At 74.4% G+C, this 22,299-nt stretch carries 14 protein-coding genes; 11 read left to right on the forward strand and 3 right to left on the reverse strand.

Annotated elements, in window-relative coordinates:
* Positions 1-43 precede the first annotated feature (43 nt).
* The gene (locus tag BL253_RS32535) at positions 44-1,258 is read right to left on the reverse strand and encodes an acyl-CoA dehydrogenase family protein (protein ID WP_076821268.1); all 1,215 of its coding nucleotides are present in this window, start codon (positions 1,256-1,258) and stop codon (positions 44-46) included.
* Positions 1,259-1,556: 298 nt separating this feature from the next.
* Between BL253_RS32535 and BL253_RS32540 the strand changes: the two genes are divergently transcribed.
* Positions 1,557-2,093 carry a TIGR03668 family PPOX class F420-dependent oxidoreductase gene (locus tag BL253_RS32540; RefSeq protein WP_241835336.1) on the forward strand — a complete coding sequence of 179 codons (537 nt, stop codon included), beginning with the start codon at positions 1,557-1,559 and terminating at the stop codon, positions 2,091-2,093.
* A gap of 278 nt (positions 2,094-2,371) precedes the next feature.
* On the opposite strand, the gene BL253_RS32545 is transcribed toward BL253_RS32540, so the two are convergent.
* The gene (locus BL253_RS32545; protein WP_076821244.1) at positions 2,372-3,418 is read right to left on the reverse strand and encodes an Acg family FMN-binding oxidoreductase; all 1,047 of its coding nucleotides are present in this window, start codon (positions 3,416-3,418) and stop codon (positions 2,372-2,374) included.
* A 308-nt stretch (positions 3,419-3,726) separates the two neighbouring features.
* Positions 3,727-5,880, reverse strand: coding sequence for a serine/threonine-protein kinase (locus BL253_RS32550; RefSeq protein WP_076821246.1), 2,154 nt, complete (start codon positions 5,878-5,880; stop codon positions 3,727-3,729).
* 174 nt (positions 5,881-6,054) lie between these two features.
* Between BL253_RS32550 and BL253_RS32555 the strand changes: the two genes are divergently transcribed.
* The 10 genes from BL253_RS32555 to BL253_RS32600 all read left to right on the forward strand — a co-directional run.
* Positions 6,055-6,714, forward strand: a complete 660-nt coding sequence (locus BL253_RS32555) for an HhH-GDP family DNA glycosylase (RefSeq protein WP_076821248.1) — start codon at positions 6,055-6,057, stop codon at positions 6,712-6,714.
* A gap of 350 nt (positions 6,715-7,064) precedes the next feature.
* Positions 7,065-9,539, forward strand: a complete 2,475-nt coding sequence (locus BL253_RS32560; RefSeq protein ID WP_076821250.1) for a HelD family protein — start codon at positions 7,065-7,067, stop codon at positions 9,537-9,539.
* Between the two features lie 243 nt (positions 9,540-9,782).
* On the forward strand, positions 9,783-11,654 hold the full coding sequence (locus tag BL253_RS32565; protein ID WP_241835337.1) for a DUF262 domain-containing protein: 1,872 nt from the start codon (positions 9,783-9,785) through the stop codon (positions 11,652-11,654).
* Positions 11,655-11,668: 14 nt separating this feature from the next.
* A complete protein-coding gene (locus tag BL253_RS32570; RefSeq protein ID WP_076821254.1) occupies positions 11,669-13,171 on the forward strand; it encodes a CBS domain-containing protein in 1,503 nt (500 codons plus the stop codon).
* A 397-nt stretch (positions 13,172-13,568) separates the two neighbouring features.
* Positions 13,569-14,252 carry a DUF459 domain-containing protein gene (locus BL253_RS32575; RefSeq protein ID WP_198946495.1) on the forward strand — a complete coding sequence of 228 codons (684 nt, stop codon included), beginning with the start codon at positions 13,569-13,571 and terminating at the stop codon, positions 14,250-14,252.
* A gap of 1,162 nt (positions 14,253-15,414) precedes the next feature.
* Positions 15,415-16,107, forward strand: coding sequence for an alpha/beta hydrolase (locus BL253_RS32580; RefSeq protein ID WP_076821256.1), 693 nt, complete (start codon positions 15,415-15,417; stop codon positions 16,105-16,107).
* A 116-nt stretch (positions 16,108-16,223) separates the two neighbouring features.
* On the forward strand, positions 16,224-17,528 hold the full coding sequence (locus tag BL253_RS32585; protein ID WP_476644129.1) for an acetyl-CoA C-acyltransferase: 1,305 nt from the start codon (positions 16,224-16,226) through the stop codon (positions 17,526-17,528).
* Between the two features lie 97 nt (positions 17,529-17,625).
* Positions 17,626-19,911: an enoyl-CoA hydratase-related protein gene (locus BL253_RS32590; protein ID WP_241835338.1), complete on the forward strand. Its 2,286-nt coding sequence runs from the start codon at positions 17,626-17,628 to the stop codon at positions 19,909-19,911.
* A 324-nt stretch (positions 19,912-20,235) separates the two neighbouring features.
* The gene (locus tag BL253_RS32595; RefSeq protein WP_076821260.1) at positions 20,236-21,411 is read left to right on the forward strand and encodes a CaiB/BaiF CoA transferase family protein; all 1,176 of its coding nucleotides are present in this window, start codon (positions 20,236-20,238) and stop codon (positions 21,409-21,411) included.
* Positions 21,412-21,680: 269 nt separating this feature from the next.
* Positions 21,681-22,299 (forward strand): SDR family NAD(P)-dependent oxidoreductase (locus BL253_RS32600; RefSeq protein WP_076821262.1); only part of this gene is annotated, 619 nt, incomplete at its 3' end.

Consider the following 22,299-nt stretch of genomic DNA (forward strand, 5'->3'; position numbering starts at 1 on the left):
GATATCGGATCATGGCGTCTTGGCCCGTCCAACCTGCGGGTTCCTAGCGAATGTGCACGCCAGAGATGGCCCGGGCAATCACCAGGCGCTGGATTTCACTCGTGCCTTCGAAGATTGTGTAGATCTTGGAGTCGCGGTACATGCGCTCTACGGGGTGGTCGCGGCTGTAGCCGGCGCCGCCGAGGATCTGAACGGCCTTCTCGGTGACCGCGACGGCGACCTCGCCGGCCTTGAGCTTGGACATCGAGCCCTCGCCCGCCTCGAACGTCCTGTTCTGCTTGCCCATCCAGGCGGCCCGCCAGATCAACAACCGGGCGGCGTCGATCTCCATGCGCATGTCGGCCAGCGCGAACGCGATCGCCTGGTTCTCGATGATCGGGCGGCCGAACGCCTCCCGCGTCCTGGCGTAGTCCAGGGCGTACTCGTAGGCGGCGCGGGCGATGCCGATCGCCTGGGCGCCGACGGTCGGTCTGGTCCGCTCGAACGTGGCCATCGCGGCCTGGCCCTTGGAGCTGGTGCCCTCTCGAGCCTTGGCGAGCCGGGCGTCGAGTTTCTCCTTGCCGCCGAGCAGGCAGCTGCCGGGGATCCGCACGTCGTCGAGGAAGACGTCGGCGGTGTGTGAGGCACGCAGGCCGAGCTTCTTGATCTTCTTGTTGGCCTCGAGGCCGGGGGTGTTCGGTGGGACGACGAAGGTGGCCTGGCCGCGGGCCTTCAGCTCCGCGTCCACGGAGGCGACGACGACGTGGATGTTGGCGATGCCGCCGTTGGTGATCCAGGCCTTCTGGCCGTTGATCACCCACTCGTCCGTGGCCTCGTCGTAGCGGGCGCGGGTGCGCAGCGAGGAGACGTCGGAGCCCGCGGCCGGTTCCGAGACGCAGAAGGCGCCGACCTTCGGGTCGGCGGCGTCGCCGTAGCACTGGGGCACCCACTCGAGCAGCTGCTCCATGGTTCCGGCCGACGAGATCGCGGCGGCGGCCAGCCCCGTGCCCATCAACGCCATGCCGATGCCGGCGTCACCCCAGAACAGTTCCTCGCAGACCACCGGCAGCGACAGGCCGGTCTCGTCGGCGAACATCGTCGCGATCGACTCGAAGCCGTAGAGACCGATCTTGGCGGCTTCCTGGATGACGGGCCAGGGGGTCTCTTCCCGCTCGTCCCATTCGGACGCGGCCGGGCGCACCACGTCCGCGGCGAAGCCGTGCACCCAGTCGCGCAGCTCGCGCTGCTCGTCGGAGAGGTCGAGGCTGAAACCACTCATCTCGTCGATCTCCCAGCCGGTTTCGGTCGGTCGGAACGGATACCGCCCAGTAAGCATACCGACGAGTAACTTCCGGTGGAAGCCGCCCGCGTAGCGCCGTATTGGGCGTTGATCGCCGTTTTAGCCTCGCGGTGGTCATCGGCGAGGTCGGCGGATCGTGACCGCGGGAGGGCGCGAACAGCGATCGACGTGCGGCTGGTCGCGCGATCGCGGAGCAGCGAGCAGCGAGCAGGCGGRATGGCACGGCGCATGTGTGAGGATGGCGTCGGATCTGGATGAGGACCGGCGGGGGAGGGGCGTGAACCTCTCCGAGGGCGAGGCGCGGGCGCGGTTCGCCGCGGCCAGAGTCGCCCGGCTGGCCACGATCGCGCCCGACGGGACGCCCCGGCTCGTCCCGGTGACGTTCGCCGTGCTGGCCGGGCCGCCGACGGAAGGCGGTTCCGCCGCGCCTGGCCTCGGTTCCGCCGCGCCCGCGCCCGCGCCCGGGCCCGCGCCCGGGCCCGGGCCCGGGCCAGGTTCCGTGGCGGGTGGCCTCGGGACGGTCGTCACCGCCGTCGACCACAAGCCAAAGCGGACCACCCGGCTGCGCCGGCTCGACGACATCGCCCGCGACGGGCGCGTCAGCCTGCTCGCCGACGAGTACGACGACGACTGGAGCCGGTTGTGGTGGGCACGCGCCGACGGGGTGGCCAGCGTCGTCGAGCCGCCCGACCACGCGCACGCGGTGGCGGCCCGCGCGCTCGTTGAGCGCTACCGCCAGTACCGTGACCATCCGCCCGCCGGCCCGGCCATCGTGGTCACCGTGACTCGCTGGACCGGCTGGTCGTACCGCTAGCACTGCACCCCGCGGTGTTCGCCCGCCGGCACGCGACTGCTAGATCGCCTAGATCGCCACAACCGTGTGGTCGCGGTCGCGGATCCGGCCAGATCGCGACCGCGACCACACGCCCGTGGCGATCATGAAGGACTTGGGCTCCGTCGTCGGCACTGGGGACCAAGATCGGTCAGACGGCGCGCGTCACCGGTGACGCATGCCGTCTGACCGATCTCGAAATGGGCGGTCCGAAGGGACAACGCCGTCGACGGCGGCATTGGCGATGTCGGCGGCGCTCGTCAGGTGACGGTGAGGTGCTCCAGAACGTCTGACACGGGGCGGCGCCTGGTTGGCGTGAGCGGGGGAGCGGAGGTGTCGGGGTAGCCGACTCGCATGATCATCTGAGTGTGGCCGGTGCCGCCGGTCGTCGAGCGGACCAGGGCGCGGGTCGCCGCGATGTCGACGGCCTGGCCGAGAGGGGACGTCGCGAGGCCTTCCGCGGTGGCGGTCAGGAGCACCCGGCCGAGGGCCCGGCCGGCGCGCAGCCGGTCCGCCGGGCCGTCCGTGTCGGTGCCGAGCACCAGCACACCGGGGTGCTCGACCCGGGCGGTCCGCACCCATTCCCCGGCCTCATCGGCGCTGGCAGGCTCCCCGGCGGCCCCGCCCGTGCCGCCGGTGAAGTCACGTGCCGTGAACTCGACGGGCCGCTGCTCGGCGCTCGACAGCGCCGCCGAGCGCGGGATGCCGTCGGTGGCGTCGGCGTCGTCGCGGATCCAGGAGGCGAGCTCGGCCTGGTAGTCCGGATCGTTGCGCTCGATCCAGTCGGCCCTGGCCAGGAGGACCGACAGCTCGACGCGGGCGTCCTCGCCGCCCAGCGACGCGAGCCAGCAGCCCTCCGCCTCGGCCGCCCGTCGCAGCTTGCGCACCTCTTCGACAGCCAGCGCCGCGGGGGTGAACGGACGGCGGTCGGTGTGCCGGCGGGTGATGGCCTCGGCGAGCCGGGACTCGTCCTCCGTCGCCGGGCGATGACCGACGATCATCAGCGTGGCCAGCCGCCCGGTGCCGAGGTCGGGGCCGTCGGGGAACTCCCCGACCTCGACGTCCAGGCCCGCGGCTCGCAGCGCGAGCCAGCCGTTCAGCATCGCCGCGCCGCAGCTGACCAGCAGCTGGCGATGGTCCGGGTCGACGACCGGCACGGCTCGGGAGAGGTCGGCGAACAGCTCCAACGTCTCGTCGCGGAACCGCCATCTCCAGGGCTGAGTGTTGTGGATCGAAGGCGCGAGGCCCGCGGCCTCGACCGCCGCGCGCACCTGCTCGACCGAGAACGTCGTGCTTTGCGTGACCATGGCCGTCTCCCCGTCTCCCCGTCTCCCCGTCCCGGCGCCCCGTGCCGTCCCAGCCCTTCTGGCCCTCCTACCCCACCTCGGCCGGCCGTCCCGACCAAGGGCCGAAGTCACCCTGACGGTCACTCCGACCGGCCCGCCGGCCTGGGCCGACGCGCCTCTTCCCAGGGCCGGGTTCCGCTGGTTACCCAGGGCCAGGTCCCGCCAGCCTAGGCCCAGGCACCTCTACCAGCGCCGGGTGGCGCGGCGCGGGGCGGCGCGGCGCGGCGCGGGGCGGCGTGGCGTGGCGTGGGGCGGCGCGGGGCGGACGGTCAGCAGGCGGGGGCTGGGGACCCGGAGGTGCCGCTGTAGACGTAGGCGTGCTTGATCCAGCCGCCGGAGGCCAGCTGGTCCCAGATTTCGCCCGTGTCCGCCGCGCGGGACTGGCAGCGCAGCACGACGAGGTCGCCGCCGAGCAGCCGGCCGACCGGGTCGGCCTGGCCCAGCAGCGCCCCGGTCAGGCTGGACACCACCTGCCCGACGACCCCCAGGACCGAGACCTCCTGAGTGAGCGGGAACGGCCCGGTGTCCGGCTGGGGGGCGCCCGACCCCAGCTTCGGCGAGCTGATCGTCCCGACGCAGGCCGGCGGGCTGACGGGCTCGCCGCTGCCTGTCTGGATGTAGCCGGCCGGGATCCAGCCGGAGTCGGTGTAGACCCACAGCCGCGACGTGCTCTCGGTCGCGCTGACCTGCTGGGCGTACAGGCCGCAGTAGACGTCGACGGGCGAGCCGCTGGGCACGGAGCCGCGTTGCCCACCGAACAGGCCGCCTGTCGACGGGCCCCGGTAGGCCGGCACCGCGGCGCCGTCAGTGCCCAGAACCGTGGTCCTGCTGGCCGCGGCCTCGTCGAGCGGCCGCCCGCTGGTCGTGACGCGCGGCAGCGTCGCCGCGGCCGGGCCGGCCGACGACCCCTCTGCCGCGGGGACGGCCGAACCGGAGACGGTGACGCCCGGCCCCGCCGAGGCGGACGGCCCCCCGGACTGGTTGCCGGCCCCAGGTCCCGCCCCGGCCCCAGCGCCGGGCACGGCGCCAGCGCCGATGCCGTCGTCAGCGCCAGTGCCATCGGCCGCCTGGCCGTCACCGTTGCCGTCACCAGCCCCGGCCCGAGCGCCGGCGCCAGCCGGGTGGGACGAGCCACCCGCGGTGTCGTTCTGGTCGGCGTCGCGCAGCAGGGAATGGGCGAGCGCGACGCTGGCCAGCAGCAGGACCACGAGCAGCGCCAGCAGGATCAGCAGCCGTCGCCGGCGGCGGGGCCGGTGGCGCCCGGTGGTGCCCGGTCCGCCCTCGGCGGGGCCGTTCAGCGGGACGAGGTCGTCCTCGCCGCCGCGGCCGCCGCCCGTCGGCTCGCCGGCCGGCCGGTGAGGTCCAGCGGCCTCGTCGTCCCTGTCCGCGACGGCGACCGGCGCCCCCGCGCCGACGTCCGCCGCGCTCATCGCCATAGCGACCGGCGCCGTCGACCCACCGGGGGCCGCCGCACGGGCGGCACCGACAGCGCCGGCGGCACCAACCGCGCCGGCGGCTCCGGCAGCGCCGGCCCGCTCGCTCCCCGTGGGCGTAGCGACCGGAAAGACCCGGTCCGCGGCCGCCCCGGCCGCCCCGCCTGCCCCGGCCGGGCTGGCGTGCGGCAGGTCGGTGATGGTGGCGAAGAGCCTCATGGCGCCGGGCCGTCGGTCGGGGTCCCGCTCGAGGGCGGCGGTCACGATCGGCAGCAGGTCGTTCGGCACGCCGTCCAGACCCGGCTGGGTGGACAGGATCCGCATCGCGGTGGCGGCCGGTGTCTGCGCCTCGAACGGGTGGCGGCCGCGCGCGGCGAACGCGACGCACATGCCCCAGTTGAAGATGTCGGTCGCGGTCGTGGCCGCGTCGCCGTTGAGCTGCTCGGGCGCCATCCACGCGACGGTGCCGATCACGCTGCCGCCGCTGGTGTTGCCGGTGAGGTCGTCGGCTCTGGCGAGGCCGAAGTCGATGATCTTCGGGCCTTCCCAGGTGAGCAGGATGTTCGCCGGCTTGAGGTCGCGATGGACGACTCCGGCCGCGTGCACGGCGACCAGGCCCTCGGCGAGCCCGATGGCCAGCGCGGTCAGGTTCTGCCCATGCAGCGGGCCGTGCCGGCCGACGGCGGCGAGCAGGTTGACGCCCTCGACGTACTCGGTGGCCATCCACGGCTCGTCGGCGTCCGGGTCGGCGTCGAGCACCTGGGCGACGCGACCGCCGCGGACCCGCCGCGCGGCCGTGACCTCCCGGCGGAAGCGGTCGCGGAACTGCGGTTCGTCGATCAGGTCGGACCGGATGACCTTCACCGCGGCCGGCTGCCCGTCCGGGTCCACGCCCAGGAACACGGTCCCCATCCCGCCGGCGCCGAGCCGGCCGCGCAGCCGGTAGTTGCCGACCTCGCGGCGGTCCGTCGGGCCTAACGGAGTCAGCACGCCGGTCCCACCGTGATCAACCCTCTCCTACCACTGAACCCTCCGGACTTTGGTCTGTCACGGTAGGGAACATCGTCCCGAGAAATCCTCCCAGAGTGGTCAAAGTGTGTTTCCCGCGACCCACCGTGGGGTGCGTCCTGAGTGACGCGGCGTGGTGGTGGGTAGCCCGTGGAAATGGCTGGAGCCGATCCGATGGCCGTCGTGGCCGAGCTGATGTCCCGGCACGGCCGCACCTTCGCCGAGGACATCGACGCCGACGTCGCCGCCGACACCGCGGAGGCGATGTTCCGGCTGCTCGTCTTCGCGACGCTGGCCAGCGCACGGATCCGGTCGTCGACGGCGATGGAGGCGTCGAACGCGCTGTTCGCCGAGGGGTGGACGAGCCCCGCCGCGATGGCCGACTCCACGTGGGAGCAGCGCGTTCAGGTGCTCAACCAGCACGGATACGCGCGCTACGACGAGAGCACCGCGCGTGTCCTCGACGACGCGTGCCACTACCTGCTCGACACCTACGACGGCGACATCCGCGGCGTGCGCGACGCGGCCGACTACCAGGGAAGCCGGGAGCACACGCTGCTCACGCAGATCAAGGGGATCGGCCCGGTCGGCGCCGACATCTTCCTGCGTGAGGCGCAGGCTGGCTGGGACGAGCTCATCCCCTACATCGACGCCCGCACCCGCCAGACCGCCCGTGAGCTCGGCCTGCCCGGCGACCCGCGCCGGCTGCTCATGCTGGTCGAGCGAGAGGACTTCCCGCTGCTGGTGGCCGCGCTGGTCCGCGGTCGCCTCGAGCAGGACATCGACCAGGTCATCGACGCCGCCACGCAACGCTGACGTCCGTCGGCCGAAGGCCCTGGGTTCCCAGGTGCCCGCGCCGGGTGTGGCAGATCGCCGGGAAGATTGCGGAGCCCGCTAGGCTTCTGTGCTCTGGTTGTAGCTGGCCGGCATCTCGGGGGTGCTGTCGGATCTGCGACGGTTCCTGCCGGATCGCGAAGCGATCTGGGAGGTCCGCGACCCGACAGGTCCGTGATCTGTCCACCAAGCCATGCCCGCGCCGAACACGCGGATCCAGCGTCGAGCGAGGTGCGGCAGGTCGGCGAGGAGGCCGTTCCCGGCGGCCGACTGGCGGGGGCGTCGGATCGGCTACTAGCCTTTTTTGCCGATTCGACTTGCGGAGGAGCGCCGTGTCCCCGACCCGTGACCCGCGGCTCGTCCGCGAACAGGCCTACGTCGACCTGCTGTACGCACGCCTCGACGAGGTCCGCGACCTGACCCGCACCCAGCTGCGGCAGGTGCTGCTGGACGTGGGCACCGGAACGCCGCAGGCGGTCGTCGAGCGCGACGTGTTCGCCGCGACCCACGCCGAGCGGCTGGCCCGGCTGGAGGCCGCCGAGGGCCGGCTGTGTTTCGGCGCGATGGACCGCACCGACGGCACGCGCACCTACATCGGCCGGATCGGCCTGTCCGACGCCGAGCAGGAGCCGATCCTGGTCGACTGGCGGGCACCCGTCGCGACCGCGTTCTACCAGGCGACGCTCGCCGAGCCGCGCGGCCTGGTCCGCCGCCGGCACCTGCGCAGCAAGGGCCGCGAGGTGACCGGCGTCGCCGACGACCTGCTGTCCGTGGGACCGGCGGGCGCGGCCCCCGCCGTGGCCGACGGCGCCGCGGCGGGCGACAGGCCGACCGGCGACGCGATGCTGCTGGAGGCGCTGTCCGCGCCGCGCACCGGCCGGATGGGCGACATCATCGCCACGCTGCAGGCCGAGCAGGACCGCATCATCCGGGCGGACGCCCGCTCGGTGCTCGTCGTCGACGGCGGCCCGGGCACCGGGAAGACCGCGGTGGCGCTGCACCGGGCGGCCTACCTGCTCTACTCCGAGCGTGCGCGGCTGGAGCGTTCCGGCGTCCTGGTCGTCGGCCCGAGCCCGGTGTTCCTGCGTTACATCGACCAGGTGCTGCCCTCGCTCGGTGAGACCGGGGTGGTGTTCGCGACCCCCGGCCGGCTCTTCCCCGGCGTCGCGGCGACCGTGACCGACCCGGTGGCGCTCGGGAGCCTCAAGGGCGACGAGCGGATGGCGGCCGTGCTCGCCGCCGCGGTGCGGGAGCACCAGCGGCTGCCGCGGCGGACGATCGAGATCGTCCACGACGACGACCGGACGCTGCGCCTCGACCGGGACACCGTCGCCCGCGCGCGGACCAGGGCACGGCGCAGCCGCCGCCCGCACAACGGTGCCCGCTGGGTGTTCCTGCGCGAGCTGCTCGACGAGCTGACCGGCCAGGTCGTGCGCCAGATCTCCGGCGGCCTGCTCGACGACGACGAGCGTCGCGACGTCCGCGACGGCCTGTGGGCGGACCCGGCCGTGCGGCGGGCGCTCAACGAGCTGTGGCCCCGGCTCACCTCCTTCCAGCTGCTCGAGCGTCTCTACACGGACGCCGACCTGCTCGCCAGGGCCGCGGCGCGGATCCTGACCCCGGCCGAGCGGGACCTGCTGCAGGGCACCCGCCGGGCGGGCGCCGCCGGCCACGACGACCTGTTCAGCGCCCTCGACGCGGACGAAGCCGCCACGCCGGACAGCGCGGCGGGCGCGGGCCGCGGGCACGGCACGGGCCGCGGCGATCGCGCCGAGCCCGATCGCGCCGAGCGGGGCCGCGCGGACCGCGGCGGCCGGGAGAGCGGACAGGCCTGGACGGTCGCCGACGTGGCGCTGCTCGACGAGGCGGCCGAGCTGCTCGGCGACCCGGACGAGAGCAGCCGGGAGGCGGCCGAGGCACGCGCGGCCAGGGAGCGGGCGGCCGAGCGCCGCTACGCCGAGGACGTGCTGGAGATGCTGGGACTCGCCGGCGAGCTCGACGCCGAGACCGTCGCCGACCGGTGGCGCGGCCCGCGCCGGCGCACGACCGCGGCGGAGCAGGGCGCGACGGACCGCGAATGGGCGTTCGGGCACCTCATCGTCGACGAGGCGCAGGAGGTCTCGCCGATGCTGTGGCGGCTGCTGTGGCGGCGCTGCCCGGCGCGCAGCGCGACCCTGGTCGGCGACCTCGCCCAGGCTGCGCGCCCCGGCGCGCCCTCGACGTGGGCGCCGATCCTCACCCCGCACGTCGGCGACCGGTTCCGGCTCGAGCGGCTGACGGTGAACTACCGCACCCCGCGGGAGATCATGGACGTCGCCGCGGACGTGCTGGCCGCGAGCGGGTCGGCGGCGTCGGCGCCCGAGTCGGTCCGCTCTACCGGTGAGCAGCCGCTGGCCGTGCGGGTGCCCTCGCCCGCCGGTCTCCCGGACGCCGTGGCCGCCGAGACCGTCCGGACGGCCGGGATCATCGGCGAGGGCCGGCTGGCGGTGATCTGCCCGCCGGAGACGGCCGGGCCGGTGCGCGCCGCGCTGTGCCGGCTCGCGCCCGAGCTTCTCGGCGCCGCCGGGCCCGGGTCGGGCGCCGGTGACGGCGCGGAGGTGCTGGACGCGCGGGTGGCGGTGCTGACCGTCGCCGACAGCAAGGGGCTGGAGTTCGACGCCGTCCTGCTCGTCGAGCCGTCGGCGCTGCTCGCCGGGCCGACCCGGGGCCTCGCCGACCTGTACGTCGCCCTGACGCGCGCCACCCGCTCGCTCACCGTCCTGCACACCGGCGCCCTCCCACCCGTCCTGGCTCGCCTCACCTCCTGATCGCGCCGCGCCGCCAGCTCGCCGCCAGCTCGCCGCCAGCTCGCCGGCGGCCACCTCGCGTTGGGCTGAGCCACAGCTCGCGCGACCGCGCGCCCAGGTGAGCCAAACAGGTCCGGAATCGGCCCGTCCGTTCCGCTTCATTCCGCTTCGATATGGTTGGCGCACTCCTCTTCGACGCGGCGCGCCGTTGTTCGGCCTGCCGCCGGCGTCGGGAGGCGGGGGGCGACGGGGTGGCGCGGGCGGGTGCGGACAGGGGGGGACGTGGCGCTCGACAACATCAGGCTCGGTGAGCTCCTGACTCTCGTCGCCGAGGGCAGGGTGCAGCTCCCGGAGTTCCAGCGGTCCTGGAAGTGGGACGACGACCGGATCCGCTCGCTGCTGGCCACCGTGACACTGGACTACCCGCTCGGTGTGGTGATGACGCTGGAGACCGGTGGGGTGACGCGGTTTCGCACCCGGGCCCTGCACGGCACGCCGCCCGCCGCGCCCACCGTCGAGCCCGAGCAGCTGCTGCTCGACGGCCAGCAGCGGCTCACCTCGCTTTACCAGGCGCTGCTGGCCGACCGGCCGGTCGACACCGAGGACTCCCGGCACAGGYCGGTCCAGCGCTGGTACTACGTCGACCTCGACAGGGCGATCGACCCGGTGGCCGACCGGGAGGAGGCGATCCTGTCGATACCGGCGACGAGGATCCTCACGGAGGACTTCGGCCGCAGGGTCAGGCTCGACCTCACCACGACCGAGGCCGAGTGCGCGGCCGGCCTGTTCCCGCTGAACATCACCTTCGACAACGACCGGGTGGTGGCCTGGCAGCGCAGCTTCGTGCGCTCCCGCCCCGGGGACGAGAACTGGGACCGCTGGTCGGAGTTCGAGAAGCGGGTCCTGCACCGGATCACGGGCTTCCAGGTGCCGATGATCAAGCTGCCGAAGACGACGGACAAGGTCGCGGTGTGCGCGGTCTTCGAGAAGGTGAACACCGGCGGCGTCGTCCTCAACGTCTTCGAGCTGCTCACCGCGATGTACGCCGGCGACAGCGACTACTTCCAGGAGGCCGGCGAGGACTTCCACCTCGCCTCCGACTGGGAGCGAATTCGCACCGAGCTGGTCGAGAAGCACGAGATGCTCACCGACCTGGAGAACATCGACTTCCTGCAGTCCGTCGCCCTTGTCGTCACCTATCTGCGCAAACGCGAATGGCGCGCCCGCCGCGCGGCCGGCGCGGTGACGCCGGGCACCGCGCCCGCGGTCGGCTGTAAGCGGCGCGACCTGCTCGACCTGCCGCTGCCCGACTACCGGGAATGGGCTGACCGGGTTGTCGACGCGTTCGACTGGACCGGCGTCTTCCTGCGCGAGCAGTGCGTGTTCCAGTCGAAGTTCCTGCCATACCGCACACAGCTCATCCCGCTCGCCGCGATCCGGGTGCTCCTCGGCGAGGAGGCCGACAGGCCGCCGGTGCGGGAGCGGCTGGCCCGCTGGTACTGGTGCGGGGTGCTCGGCGAGCTGTACAGCGGCACGTTCGAGAGCCGCTTCCCGCGCGACGTCGAGCAGGTGGTCGCCTGGATCACCGCCGACGGCCCCAGGCCGGACACCATCGTCGAGGCGACCTTCCACGAGCAGCGGCTGGCTACCCTCACGACCCGCAACAGCGCCGCTTACAAGGGCCTGTACGCGCTGCTGGTCAAGCAGGGCGCGTACGACTGGTACTTCACCGAGGCGCCGATCGACGGCGACAGCGCCGTCGGCCGGGACGTCGACCTCCGGATGGTCTTCCCGAAGTCCTGGTTCCAGCGGGCCGGGCGCCGGGACGCCCGGATGGGCAGCATCGTCAACAAGACCGCGCTGTCCTACCAGGCCGGCCAGCGGATGAACACCCGCGCGCCGACCGCGTACCTGGACGTCCTCGCCAGGGAGGCGGGCGCTCCCGCCGACTGGCTCGACGACCGGGTCGCCACCCACCTGATCGACCCGGCGCTGCTGCGCGCCGCCGACTTCGACGCCTTCTACGCCGACCGCACGGCCCGGCTGCTCGACCTGGTCGACGACGCGATGGGCAAGCACGCGGTGCGTGCCTCGGCGGCGGGCCCGGCCGGCGGCCCGGTCCCGGCCGGCGTCTGAGGGCGGGGCCACCGGTGGACGCCGACGACATCCGCGCGCTGCGGGACGTCTCGCTGACGATCGGCCAGCTCCTGGCGAAGTGGGGGCAGCGGGTCCGGGACGACATCGCGGTGCCCCGGATCAGCCGCGACCTCGCGGCCGTCGGGCTGACGACCCAGCCGGGCTTCGCCCGCGGGCCGCTGAGCACGCTCGTGCGCGTCGTCCCGCTGCCGGGACCGGTCCCGAGCGCCGCCGAGAAGCCCGACGCCGACGCCGACGCCGACGCTGGCACGGGCGCTGGCCCTGGCTCCGGCTCACCCGGCGAGAAGCCCGGCTCCAGCCCGCCCGAGGAGAAGTCCGACCTCGGCCCCGGCCTGTCGGGGGACGGGCCCGACTCCGGCTCCGGTCCGTCCGTAGAGGACCCGGGCGAGGGCGTCGACGGCCGTGACGGGGCCGGCGCCGCCACGACCGGGATCTCGCGGAGCGACCCCGCGGCCGGGGATGGTGACGGTCGTACGCCGGCTGTCGGGGCAGGCGGTGCCGCGCCCGCCCAGAGCTCCGGCGAGCCGGCTCGAGGCACCGTGGACGCCTCGGCGAAACCGGGACCATCCGACGGGGCGGCGTCCGACGGGGCGGCGTCCAAGGAGGTGCCATCCGACAGGACGAAGCCTGATGGGACGAGGCCTGATGGGACGCCGCCCGAGGGGACGCCATCGGAGGGGGCGCCGCCCGACGGAGCGTCTACGGGCGCCGGGCGTAGACGCAACCGGCGGCGCAAGAAGGGCGGTGCGTCCGGGCAGCCGAGGGTCGACGCGGATGCCGCCCCGCCCTGGGTCGCGATGAAGGTCGGCCACCTGCCGAGCGCGACGGGTGGCGTGCGCAGCGTCCCCTCGGGCACGCCACTGGCCAAGGCCACGACGCTCATGCTGAAGCTGGGCTACTCCCAGGTGCCCGTCCTGGACGGGACGTCGAATCTGCGCGGCGCCGTGACCTGGCGCTCGATCGCGACGCTGCAGGGCTCGCGACGGCAGCAGACTCTCGAGAACGCGACGGACCCGGACGTGGAGAGCGTCCAGGTGACCGACGACCTGCTGGCGACCCTGCCCAGGGTCACCGAGCGGGGGTTCGTCGTCGTCTGGCGCGACGGCCGGGTCTGCGGCATCGTCACAACCGCTGATCTCGCGAACGCCTACGACCGACTCGCGCATCCCTACTTTCTGGTCGGTGAGATCGAGCGGCGGCTGCGGCGGTGCCTTGGGCTGAGGTTCGGCCTCGAGGATCTGCGCGCGATCAATCCGGACGCGACGAGCATCAGCAACCTGATGTTCGGGGAGTATCTCAAGCTGCTGCGTCCGCCCGGCCAATGGACAAAGCTCAGTTGGGCGACGGTCKATCACCAGCAGTTTCTCCGTGACCTTGACGAGGTCCGGCGGAYCCGCAACGAGATCATGCATTTCGACCCGCGGCCGCTCACCGACCGGCAGAAGGAACACCTCCGCCAGTTCTGCGGCGTGCTCAAGGGCGTCGATCCGTATTGATCCCTTGCCGGCCGTGATCACAGGGCCTCTGGCTGCCGCCCCCTGAGGGGCCGTGGCATCCGCGTGGCATCAAAAGGCCAATCCAGCTGTCAACCTTTCCCGGGGCGCGGTGCGTCCATAAGGGAGACAAAGCACTTCCTTACGGACAAGGGGCGCCATGTCCACCGCGCAGTCCGAACGACCTCCGCKCATTCCGTCGTCGCGACCGGCCGACCCATCGGCGTCCATGGGCGGGCCCTCGGGGCTCGGGGCGTTCGAGCGGCACACGGAACCGATCGACCGGCGAAAGGCCGGCGGGCGGCCGGATCGGCGAGAGTCGTCGCACCGGGGCGGCGAGCCGACCGGGCGGGGGAGGGGCGGGTCCCGGCCCTGGTCGTGGCGGGTCGTCGTACTGCTCGTGGTGACCGTCACCGCGCTCGCGGGCGGAGTCGTCCTGCGTGGCCACCTGCCGGAGAGCCCGCGGGTCGTCGTCTACGGCGACTCGCTGATGGTCGAGGCGCAGAATGACTTCCGGACGGCGGCGACCCAGGCCGGCGCGCGCGCCATCCTGATGAAGATGTGGAGTGGCACCGCGCCGTGCAACTGGCTTGGCGACGTGTCGGGCACGATCCGGGACTTCCGGCCGACGATCGCGGTGATCGCCTTCTCCGGCAACCGGCCGCCCTGCATGGACGGGCGCGACCTCATCGCCGGCTACCGCGCGGACACGACGGCGATGACCGAGAAGCTGGCCGCGAGCGGCGTCGAGGTGCGCCTCGTCGAGACGCCGCCGCGGTTCGGGGAGGCCGTCGACGCCGACGGGCGCACCGGGCTCGACCGGCTCTGGGCGCAGCTCGCGAGCACCACGCCGCACACCAGGGTGATCCGCGCCGGGCAGGCCGTATCCGACCACGGCCGGTTCACCGCGACCCTGCCCTGCGACTCCGGAGACTCCTCCTGCGGCGCCGACGGCCGGGTCGTGGTGCGGRCTCCCGACGGCATCCACTTCTGCCCGCACCCGGTCACGCTCGGCGCCTGCCCGGTGTACTCCGACGGGGCCCGCCGCTACGCCCTCGCGATCGCGCGCGGCGTGCTCGGCTGACCGGCGCCCCACCGCGGTGCGGCGTGTGCCGTGCCGCCCCGTGCCGTGCCGCCCCGTGCCGCCCCGTGCCGACCGGGGTGGCGCTCATACCTCTCATGACGTTCCGGGTACTTTTGCTACGCGTGCGTCGGGGGCGCGACCACCCGGTGCGCCACGCTCGTGTCGGCCTGTCGGTGCGTCACCAGGTCATCGCCAACTGGCTGGCGGCGGTACCTGAGGTGGCCCACGTCGTGCCACTATGTATCCGAGATGTTTCGCTTCCGTGTCGACGAAGTCTCCGGCGACGCTCCGATCATTGACATTCCCCACTGATCCAGTGAACATAGAGTCATGTTCTCCGAACACGCCCGACTGTCGTCCGGCCGCCGCGCGGTCGCCGTCGCGCCGTCGTGGCTGTGTCCGTCCCGCCTTCCGGCGAACGGCCCGGTACGGCGATCCGCCTGACCCGCGCCGGCCCGCGGCCCGGCGTGTTCTCGCCCCGGTGTCGCTGACCTGCGCGTTCCCGACCGGTCGCCCGCCCGCTGCGCCCTCGCGCCGGCGAGCTCCCGCCGTCTCGCGCTCGCCGCGGCCCCACGCGCGCGTCGGGTCCGTCCAGAACCGCGCCCAGGCCCGCTCCCGGGTCGGCGGGACCGCCGCGGCACTCGTCCGCCTCTTCGCGCGGAGTTCGCCCCGGCGCCACTTCGCTGTGTCGTCGGCCAGGTTTCGGAAGCGCAACGTGAACACGTGCCCCCGCGGCGTCCGACCGCGACGGGCGCGGTACTGTCCGCCGTCGTCGGAATCGCGAGACCGCCCGTGGGCACTGCCCCGTCCCCGCCACGTACCACGGGATGCCACTGTCCCGCTCGGTGCGGCCGCCGGGCCAGCGGTGGACGACACCCTGGACGGCACCCGCCGGCCGGGGAACGGCCCCCGATTCGCCGCATCGCCGACCTTCCGGCGGACGTCCCGGATCGCGGACCTCTTAGCAGACCCCAGCAGACCCCAGCAGACCCACAGATCGGCCCCGCCGATCCGACAGGAGCCCCGGGTTCCGCCGATCCGGCGGGAACCCCCGGGGTGGCGCCCGGCGCCGGCATCCGCCGGTGGGCGCCAACGGCCGGCGACCGCCGACCGGGCAGCACAACGGCTGGCAACGGTGCCGGCCAGAAATCAGGAGTGTTCGATGACCCCAACGCTCATGCCGGCCGTGCCGTCGGCCAGGCCGCCCGAGGCGCGAGTGCGGACCGACGCCGCGTCGCCGGGCATTGGGCAGAACGAGGCGCACCGCCGGGACACCCGGTTCTGGCCGAGCGCCGAGCCGGACCGGGACCCGCGCGGCGCCGTCGTCGTGCTCCCGGGCCGCGGCGAGTCCGCCGAGCTCTTCGAGCCGCTGGCGTTCCGCCTCGCGCTCGACGGCTACGAGGTGACCTACCTCGGCATGGGGGAGGACAGCACGCTCGCCCTCGGTGAGTGCCGGGTCCCGGGGCGGCCGTTCGCGCTGGTCGGCTCGGACACCGGCGCGCTGCGGGCGCTCGCCGTCGCCGGCTCGCCGGCACTGCGCGCCGACGCGCTCGTGCTGCTCGGCCTGCCGCTGCTCTACCGCCCGGTCGCGGGCCAGGTCCCGTCCGATCCGCCGCCGCGGGCACTGCCCGACCTGCCGATCCTGCTCGTGCACGGCGTCGGCGACGACGTCAGCCCCCTGCAGGTGGTCCGGATGACGACCCGTACGGCCTCGCGTGCCCGCCTGGTCGCCGTTCCCGGCGGCCACCAGGTCCTCACCGAGACGAGCTGGCGCGCCGCCGCGGCCCACACCATCGCGTTCCTCGAGGACGTCGCCACCGCCCCCGCCCACGGGGTTCCCGTCGGATCGGCATAGCCCAGGGCGTCCCACCCGCCCGCTCTGACCGGCTCCGTCGCGCCTGACCGGCGTCGCCGCGTCCGTCCGGGTGGCCACCTTGCTGTAAGCCTGGTGTGGGCTGCTGGGATACAGGGGTGACGGTGCGGAGTGGGCGGGTTGACCAGGGTGGGGTGGCGGGCTTGGCTGGCACGGTGACGGGCGAGGCCTTCCTCTATGACGCCGTCCGCACGCCCTGGGGACGCGGGCGCGTCGACGGTGCGCTGCGCGGGGTGAAGCCGGTCTCGCTGGTGGCCGGCCTGGTCGACGAGCTGCGCAAGCGGAACCCGACGCTGGACGTCGACCGCCTGGGTGACCTGGTGCTCGGCGCGGCGAGCCCGGTCCGTGACCAGGCCGGGGACCTGGCCAGGGCGGCGGCGCTGGTCGCGGGCCTGCCGGACACCGTCTGCGGCGCCGTCGTCAGCCGGCTCGGCGCGTCGGGACTGGACGCGGTCGCGGTGGCCGCGGCGCGGGTGCGCGCGGGCTGGGACGATCTCCTGCTCGCCGGCGGCGTCGAGTCGATGTCACGGGTGCCGGCGGGCACCGACGCCGGCCCGCTGGCGAGCGACCCCGCGACCAACCACCGGACCGGCTTCGTCCCCGCCGGCGTCGCGGCCGACCTGCTGGCCACGCTGACGGGCCTCACCCGGGCCGACCTCGACGCCTACGCGCTGCGGTCGCGCCGGCTGGCCGCGGACGCCTGGGCCGACGGCCGTTTCGCCCGCTCGGTCGTCGCCGTCCACGACCACGGCCTGCTCGTCCTCGACCACGACGAGCGGGTCGGACCGGTCGGGGCCGGCGCCCTGGTCGAACAGTCCCGGCTGGACGCCGCCGCCGGCCACCTGGCGGGGCTGCCCGCGGCGTTCGCCCAGGCCGGCGAGCAGGCGGGCTTCGACGCGGTGGCGACCCGGGCCTACCACTGGCTCGAACGCGTGGACCACGCGCACACGGCCGGCAGCTCGGCGGGGCCGGCGGACGGCGCGGCGCTCGTCCTCGTCGGCGGTGCGCGGGCGGGCGAGGAGCTGGGGCTGACGCCGCGGGCGCGGGTCGTGGACGTCGTGCCGGCGGGATCCGACCCGACGCTGGCGCTGGGTGGCGCGGCGGCGGCGACCCGCGCGCTGCTCGCCCGCGCCGGGCTGGGCGTCGACGACGTGGACCTGTTCGAGACGGACGAGTCCTACGCGGCCGTCGCGCTCGCCTACCAGAAGGACCTGGCCATCCCCGACGAGAAGCTCAACGCCAACGGCGGCGCGCTCGCCCTGGGTCACCCGCTCGGCGCCACGGGCGCGAGGCTCGTCGTCACCGCGGTCGACGAGCTGGAGCGGCGCGGTGCCCGCCGGGCGATCGTCAGCGTCAGCGCGGGCGCCGGAATGGGGGTGGCGACGCTGCTGGAACGGGTCTGACGGTCTCCTGGACCGGGGCCGGTGACGACGCGTCGCATCACCCCGTTCATCCTTTCCTCGTCCCTCTTGTCCGCTCGCGGCTATCCAGTCGCCTCCGATGCCCGCCTCCGTTGCCCACGCCCCTGTTGCCCGCCTCGCCGCCGCCCGCGGCCTTCCCGACCCGGAGACGACGCCGATGCCCGAGCCGTCGCCAGCGCTCGCGACCGCGCTGACGCCCGAGGCTGAGCCGCCGTCCGAAACGGCACCGACGTCCGAGGCTGAGCCGCCGTCCAAGGCGGCACCGACGTCCGAGGCTGAGCCGCCGTCCGAGGCGGCACCGAGGTCCGAGGCGGCACCGACGTCCGGAGCGGCACTGGCGTCCGAGGCGGCGTCGACCTCCGAGACGGCACCGACGCCCGAAGCGGCGTCGACCTCCGAGGTGGCGTCGACCTCGGAGACGGCGTCGACCTCGGAGACGGCGTCGACCCGTGAGACGGCGTCGACCTCCGAGGCGGCGCGGCCACCGGTACCGCCGCCGTCCGAGCTCGCGGGTGGCGAGCGGGGGAGCGGCGAGCCGGGCGGCGAGGCCGAGCGGATCGGGATGATCCGGTGGGAGCGGGACGCGGACGGGATCGTCGTGCTGACGCTCGACGACCCCGAGCAGCCCGCGAACACCACCAACGCGGCCTTCCGGCGCTCGCTGGGCGCCGTCGTCGCGCGGCTGGAACGCGAGCGCGCGTCGCTCACCGGCGTGGTGGTGACGTCGGCGAAGCCGACCTTCGCCACCGGAGCCGATCTGCGGGAGCTCGCCGAGCTGGCCGACCCGCGAGCCGCCTTCGAGCTGGCCACCGCCGGCCGGGTCCTTCTGCGCCGGCTGGAGACGCTCGGCCGGCCGGTGGCCGCGGCGCTCGGCGGCGCCGCGCTCGGCGGCGGGCTGGAGATCGCGCTCGCCTGCCACCACCGGGTCGCCCTGGACGCGCCCGGCACACAGCTCGGCCTGCCCGAGGCGACGCTTGGCCTGATGCCGTCGGGCGGCGGGGTGGTGCGGGTGGTCCGCCTGCTCGGGGTGCTGAACGCACTGGTCAACGTCCTGCTGCAGGGCCAGCGGTACAGCGCGGCGCGGGCGCGCGCCCTGGGGCTCGTCGACGGGCTGGTCGCCACACGGGACGAGCTGGTGCCGGCGGCGAAGGCCTGGATCCGGGCGAACCCGGCACCGGCGGCGCGCTGGGACGTCCCGGGTTACCAGATCCCGGGCGGCGGCCCGGCGAGCCCAGCGCTGGCCACCGCGCTCGCGTCGCTGCCCGCGGGCCTGCGCCGCCAGGCCGCCGGGGCGGCCCAGGTCGCGGGGCCCGCGATCCTCGCCGCCGCGGTCGAGGGTGCCCAGCTCGACGTCGACACCGCGGGTGTCGTCGAGTCGCGTTACTTCGCCGAGCTGGTGACCAGCCAGGCGTCGAAGAACCTCGTCCAGGCGTTCTTCGTGGACATGGGCCGGGTTGTCGCCGAAGGAGCGGCTTCGGCGGATGGCCCGGGCGGCCGGGCGCGGTTCGAGGCGCCGAAGGCGTTCGTCGACCGGCTGCTCGGCGTGTATCTCGCCGAGGCGGCCGCGATGGTGGGCGAGGGCGTGCCCGCGCCGTCGGTCGAACAGGCCGGGGTGCAGGCCGGTTTCCGCTCATCGCCGCTGCGGCTGTGTGACGAGCTCACGCTCGCCACCGTCCGAGCGACGGCGACGGCGACGGCGACGGTCGGCGCGGTCGGGGGTGTGGCAGCGACAGTGGCCGAAGCCGAAGCCGAAGCCGAAGCCGAAGCAGTGGCCGAGGCGCCGGCGGGCGAAGGGGCCGTCGCCACGGGACAGGACCACGGGGCACTCGCGGTGCTTGACCGGATGGCCGGGGAGTTCGGCCGGTCCGGCCGCGCCGCCGGGGCCGGGTTCTACGAGTACGCCGACGGCCGGCGCGCGGGCCTGTGGAAGGGGCTGCGGGAGCACTTCGGCAAGGACGCGGACGGCGACGGCGGCGGGGACGGCGCCGCGAACCCGGTCGGCAACCCGATCGCGAATCCGGTCGGCAACCCGGCCGCGAACCCGGTCGGCAACCCGGTCGGGAAGCCGGCCGGGATCGCGTTCGAGGAGCTGAAGGAGCGGCTGCTGTTCGTCGTGGCGCTGCGGGCCGTCGACTGCTTCGACGAGGGTGTGGTCGGCTCGGTGTCGGCGGTGAACGTCGCCTCGCTGACCGGAGCCGGCTTCCCCGCCTGGACAGGCGGCGCCCTTCGGTACGTCAACGGCTATCCCGGCGGCCTGGCCGGCTTCGTGGCCCGGGCGGGCGCGCTCGCGACCCGCCATGGCGCCCGCTTCACCCCGCCCGCGTCGCTGGTGGAGCGAGCCGAGCGCGACGAGCCGTACGCCTGACAGGACGAGCCGCCCGCCTGACAGCCCGCCCGCCTGACAGCCCGCCCGCCCGCCCGCTCGCCTTCGTCACCGTCCCATGACCGATCGGTGGACGCGGCGGTGTCATGGCGGTAGACCGGTCAGCGGTCGTCGAAACGGGTTCTGGGTCTGCGCCTGGAGCGGCTCAGTGCGCGGACCCGTCACCCGGCGAGAGTCAGCACGTCCACGCACGCCGACGGACCCGGCCGACGGGCGCGGTCGCGGACCGTTGTCCGCGGCCGCGGTCGTCAACGTGCCGCGCGCCGCTAACGCGGCGAGCTGTTTCGGAGAGGGAGTGACGGGCTGATGGAGCCAGGCGCTGGGGCGTCCACGTCCGGCGATGCCGCGACGGGGACCGGGACGTCGACGGGGCCGCTGGCCGGCCTGCGGGTGGTGGAGCTCGCCGGGATCGGGCCGGGACCGCACGCGGCGATGGTGCTCGCCGATCTCGGCGCCGACGTGGTCCGCGTGGACCGGCCCAGCGGCGGCGGGGTGCAGGGCGCTCCGGACGACGGTGACCACCTGCTGCGCGGCCGGCGTTCGGTCGTCCTCGACCTCAAGGACCCCGCGGGCACGGAACGGCTGCTCGCGCTCGTCGAGCGGGCCGACGTGCTCATCGAGGTCTATCGGCCCGGGGTGGCCGAGCGGCTCGGCATCGGCCCCGACGTGTGCCTGCGGCGCAACCCGCGCCTGGTCTACGGCAGGATGACCGGCTGGGGCCAGGAGGGCCCGTGGGCGCACACGGCCGGCCACGACCTGAACTACATCTCCATCACCGGCGTCCTGCACGCGATCGGGCCGAAGGACGGCAAACCGCCGGTGCCGCTCAACCTCGTCGGCGACTTCGGTGGCGGCTCGATGTTCCTGCTCACCGGCATCCTGGCCGCGCTCTGGGAGCGGGAGCGGTCCGGCGCCGGCCAGGTCGTGGACGCGGCGATGGTCGACGGCGCGAGCGTGCTGGCCCAGATGATGTGGGCCTGGCGCGGCACCGGGTTCTGGTCGGACGAGCGCGGGGTCAACGTCCTCGACGGCGGTGCCCCGTACTACGACACGTATGTCTGCGCGGACGGCGGCTACGTCGCGGTCGGCGCGATCGAGCCACAGTTCTACGCCGCGCTGCTCGCCGGCCTCGGGCTCACCGACGCCGGCCTGCCCGGCCAGAACGACCGTGCGGGCTGGCCGGAGCTGCGTGCCCGGTTCACGGGGGCCTTCCTGGCGAAGACCAGGGATGAGTGGGCCGCTGTCTTCGATGGCACAGATGCCTGCGTCACCCCGGTGCTGACCTGGGCCGAGGCGGGATCCCACCCGCACCTGGCCGCCCGCCGCACGCTGGTCACCGTGGGTGGCATCGAGCAGCCGGCGCCGGCGCCGCGGTTCTCGCGCACTGTTCCGGGCACCCCGACCCCGCCGTCAGCGAAGGGTTCCGACACGGACGAGGTCTTCGCCGACTGGCTCGGTGAGCAGCCAGCGGCCCAGGCCTGAGCGCAGGCCGGGCCTGGGCCAGGGCCTAGGCCTGGGCGAGGGCCTAAGCCTGGCCCAGGCCTAGGCCCAGGTCGCGGCTGGCGCTCGGCGGCTGGCGCCCGGTGCCCGGCGGCCGGCCGAGGTGCTGCCACGGGACTGAGTCGGAGCGCCATCGGGCCTGCGTGGCGCGCATTCATGAGTGAGTGCTCATTAGGATGGGCTGTGCGTGTGCGACGGCGAACCAGGATGGCGACGCACCAGGAGACCGTGAACATGAAGGGGCTGGACACGTGGAGATAGCGGGTGCGGTAGCCGTCGTCACCGGCGGCGCCTCGGGCCTGGGGCTCGCGACGGCCCGGCGGCTGACCAAGGCCGGGGCGGGCGTGGTGCTGCTCGACCTGCCGACCAGCGCCGGTGAGCGGGCCGCCGCGGAGCTGGGCGAGCGGGCCCGGTTCGGCGCGGCCGACGTCACCGACGAGGGCGCGGTCGCCGCGGCCCTGGACCTGGCCGAGCAGCTGGGCGCGCTGCGCGTGGTGGTGAACTGCGCGGGCATCGGCCCGCCGGCCCGGGTSCTGGGCCGGGCGGGTGTCCACTCGCTGGACCTGTTCGCGAAGGTCGTCGGTGTCAACYTGATCGGCACGTTCAACGTGCTGCGCCTGGGCGCGGAGCGGATCGCGCGCGCCGAGCCGCTGCCCGGTGGGGAGCGGGGCGTCATCGTGAACACGGCGTCGGTCGCGGCGTTCGACGGGCAGATCGGCCAGGCGGCGTACTCGGCGTCCAAGGGCGGCATCGCCGGYATGACGCTGCCGATCGCCCGTGACCTCGCCGACAAGCTGATCCGCGTCGTCACGATCGCGCCCGGCCTGTTCGCGACGCCGCTGCTCGCGAGCCTGCCAGCCGAGGCGCAGG

The sequence above is a fragment of the Pseudofrankia asymbiotica genome (assembly GCF_001983105.1).
Taxonomy (GTDB): Bacteria; Actinomycetota; Actinomycetes; order Frankiales; family Frankiaceae; genus Pseudofrankia; species Pseudofrankia asymbiotica.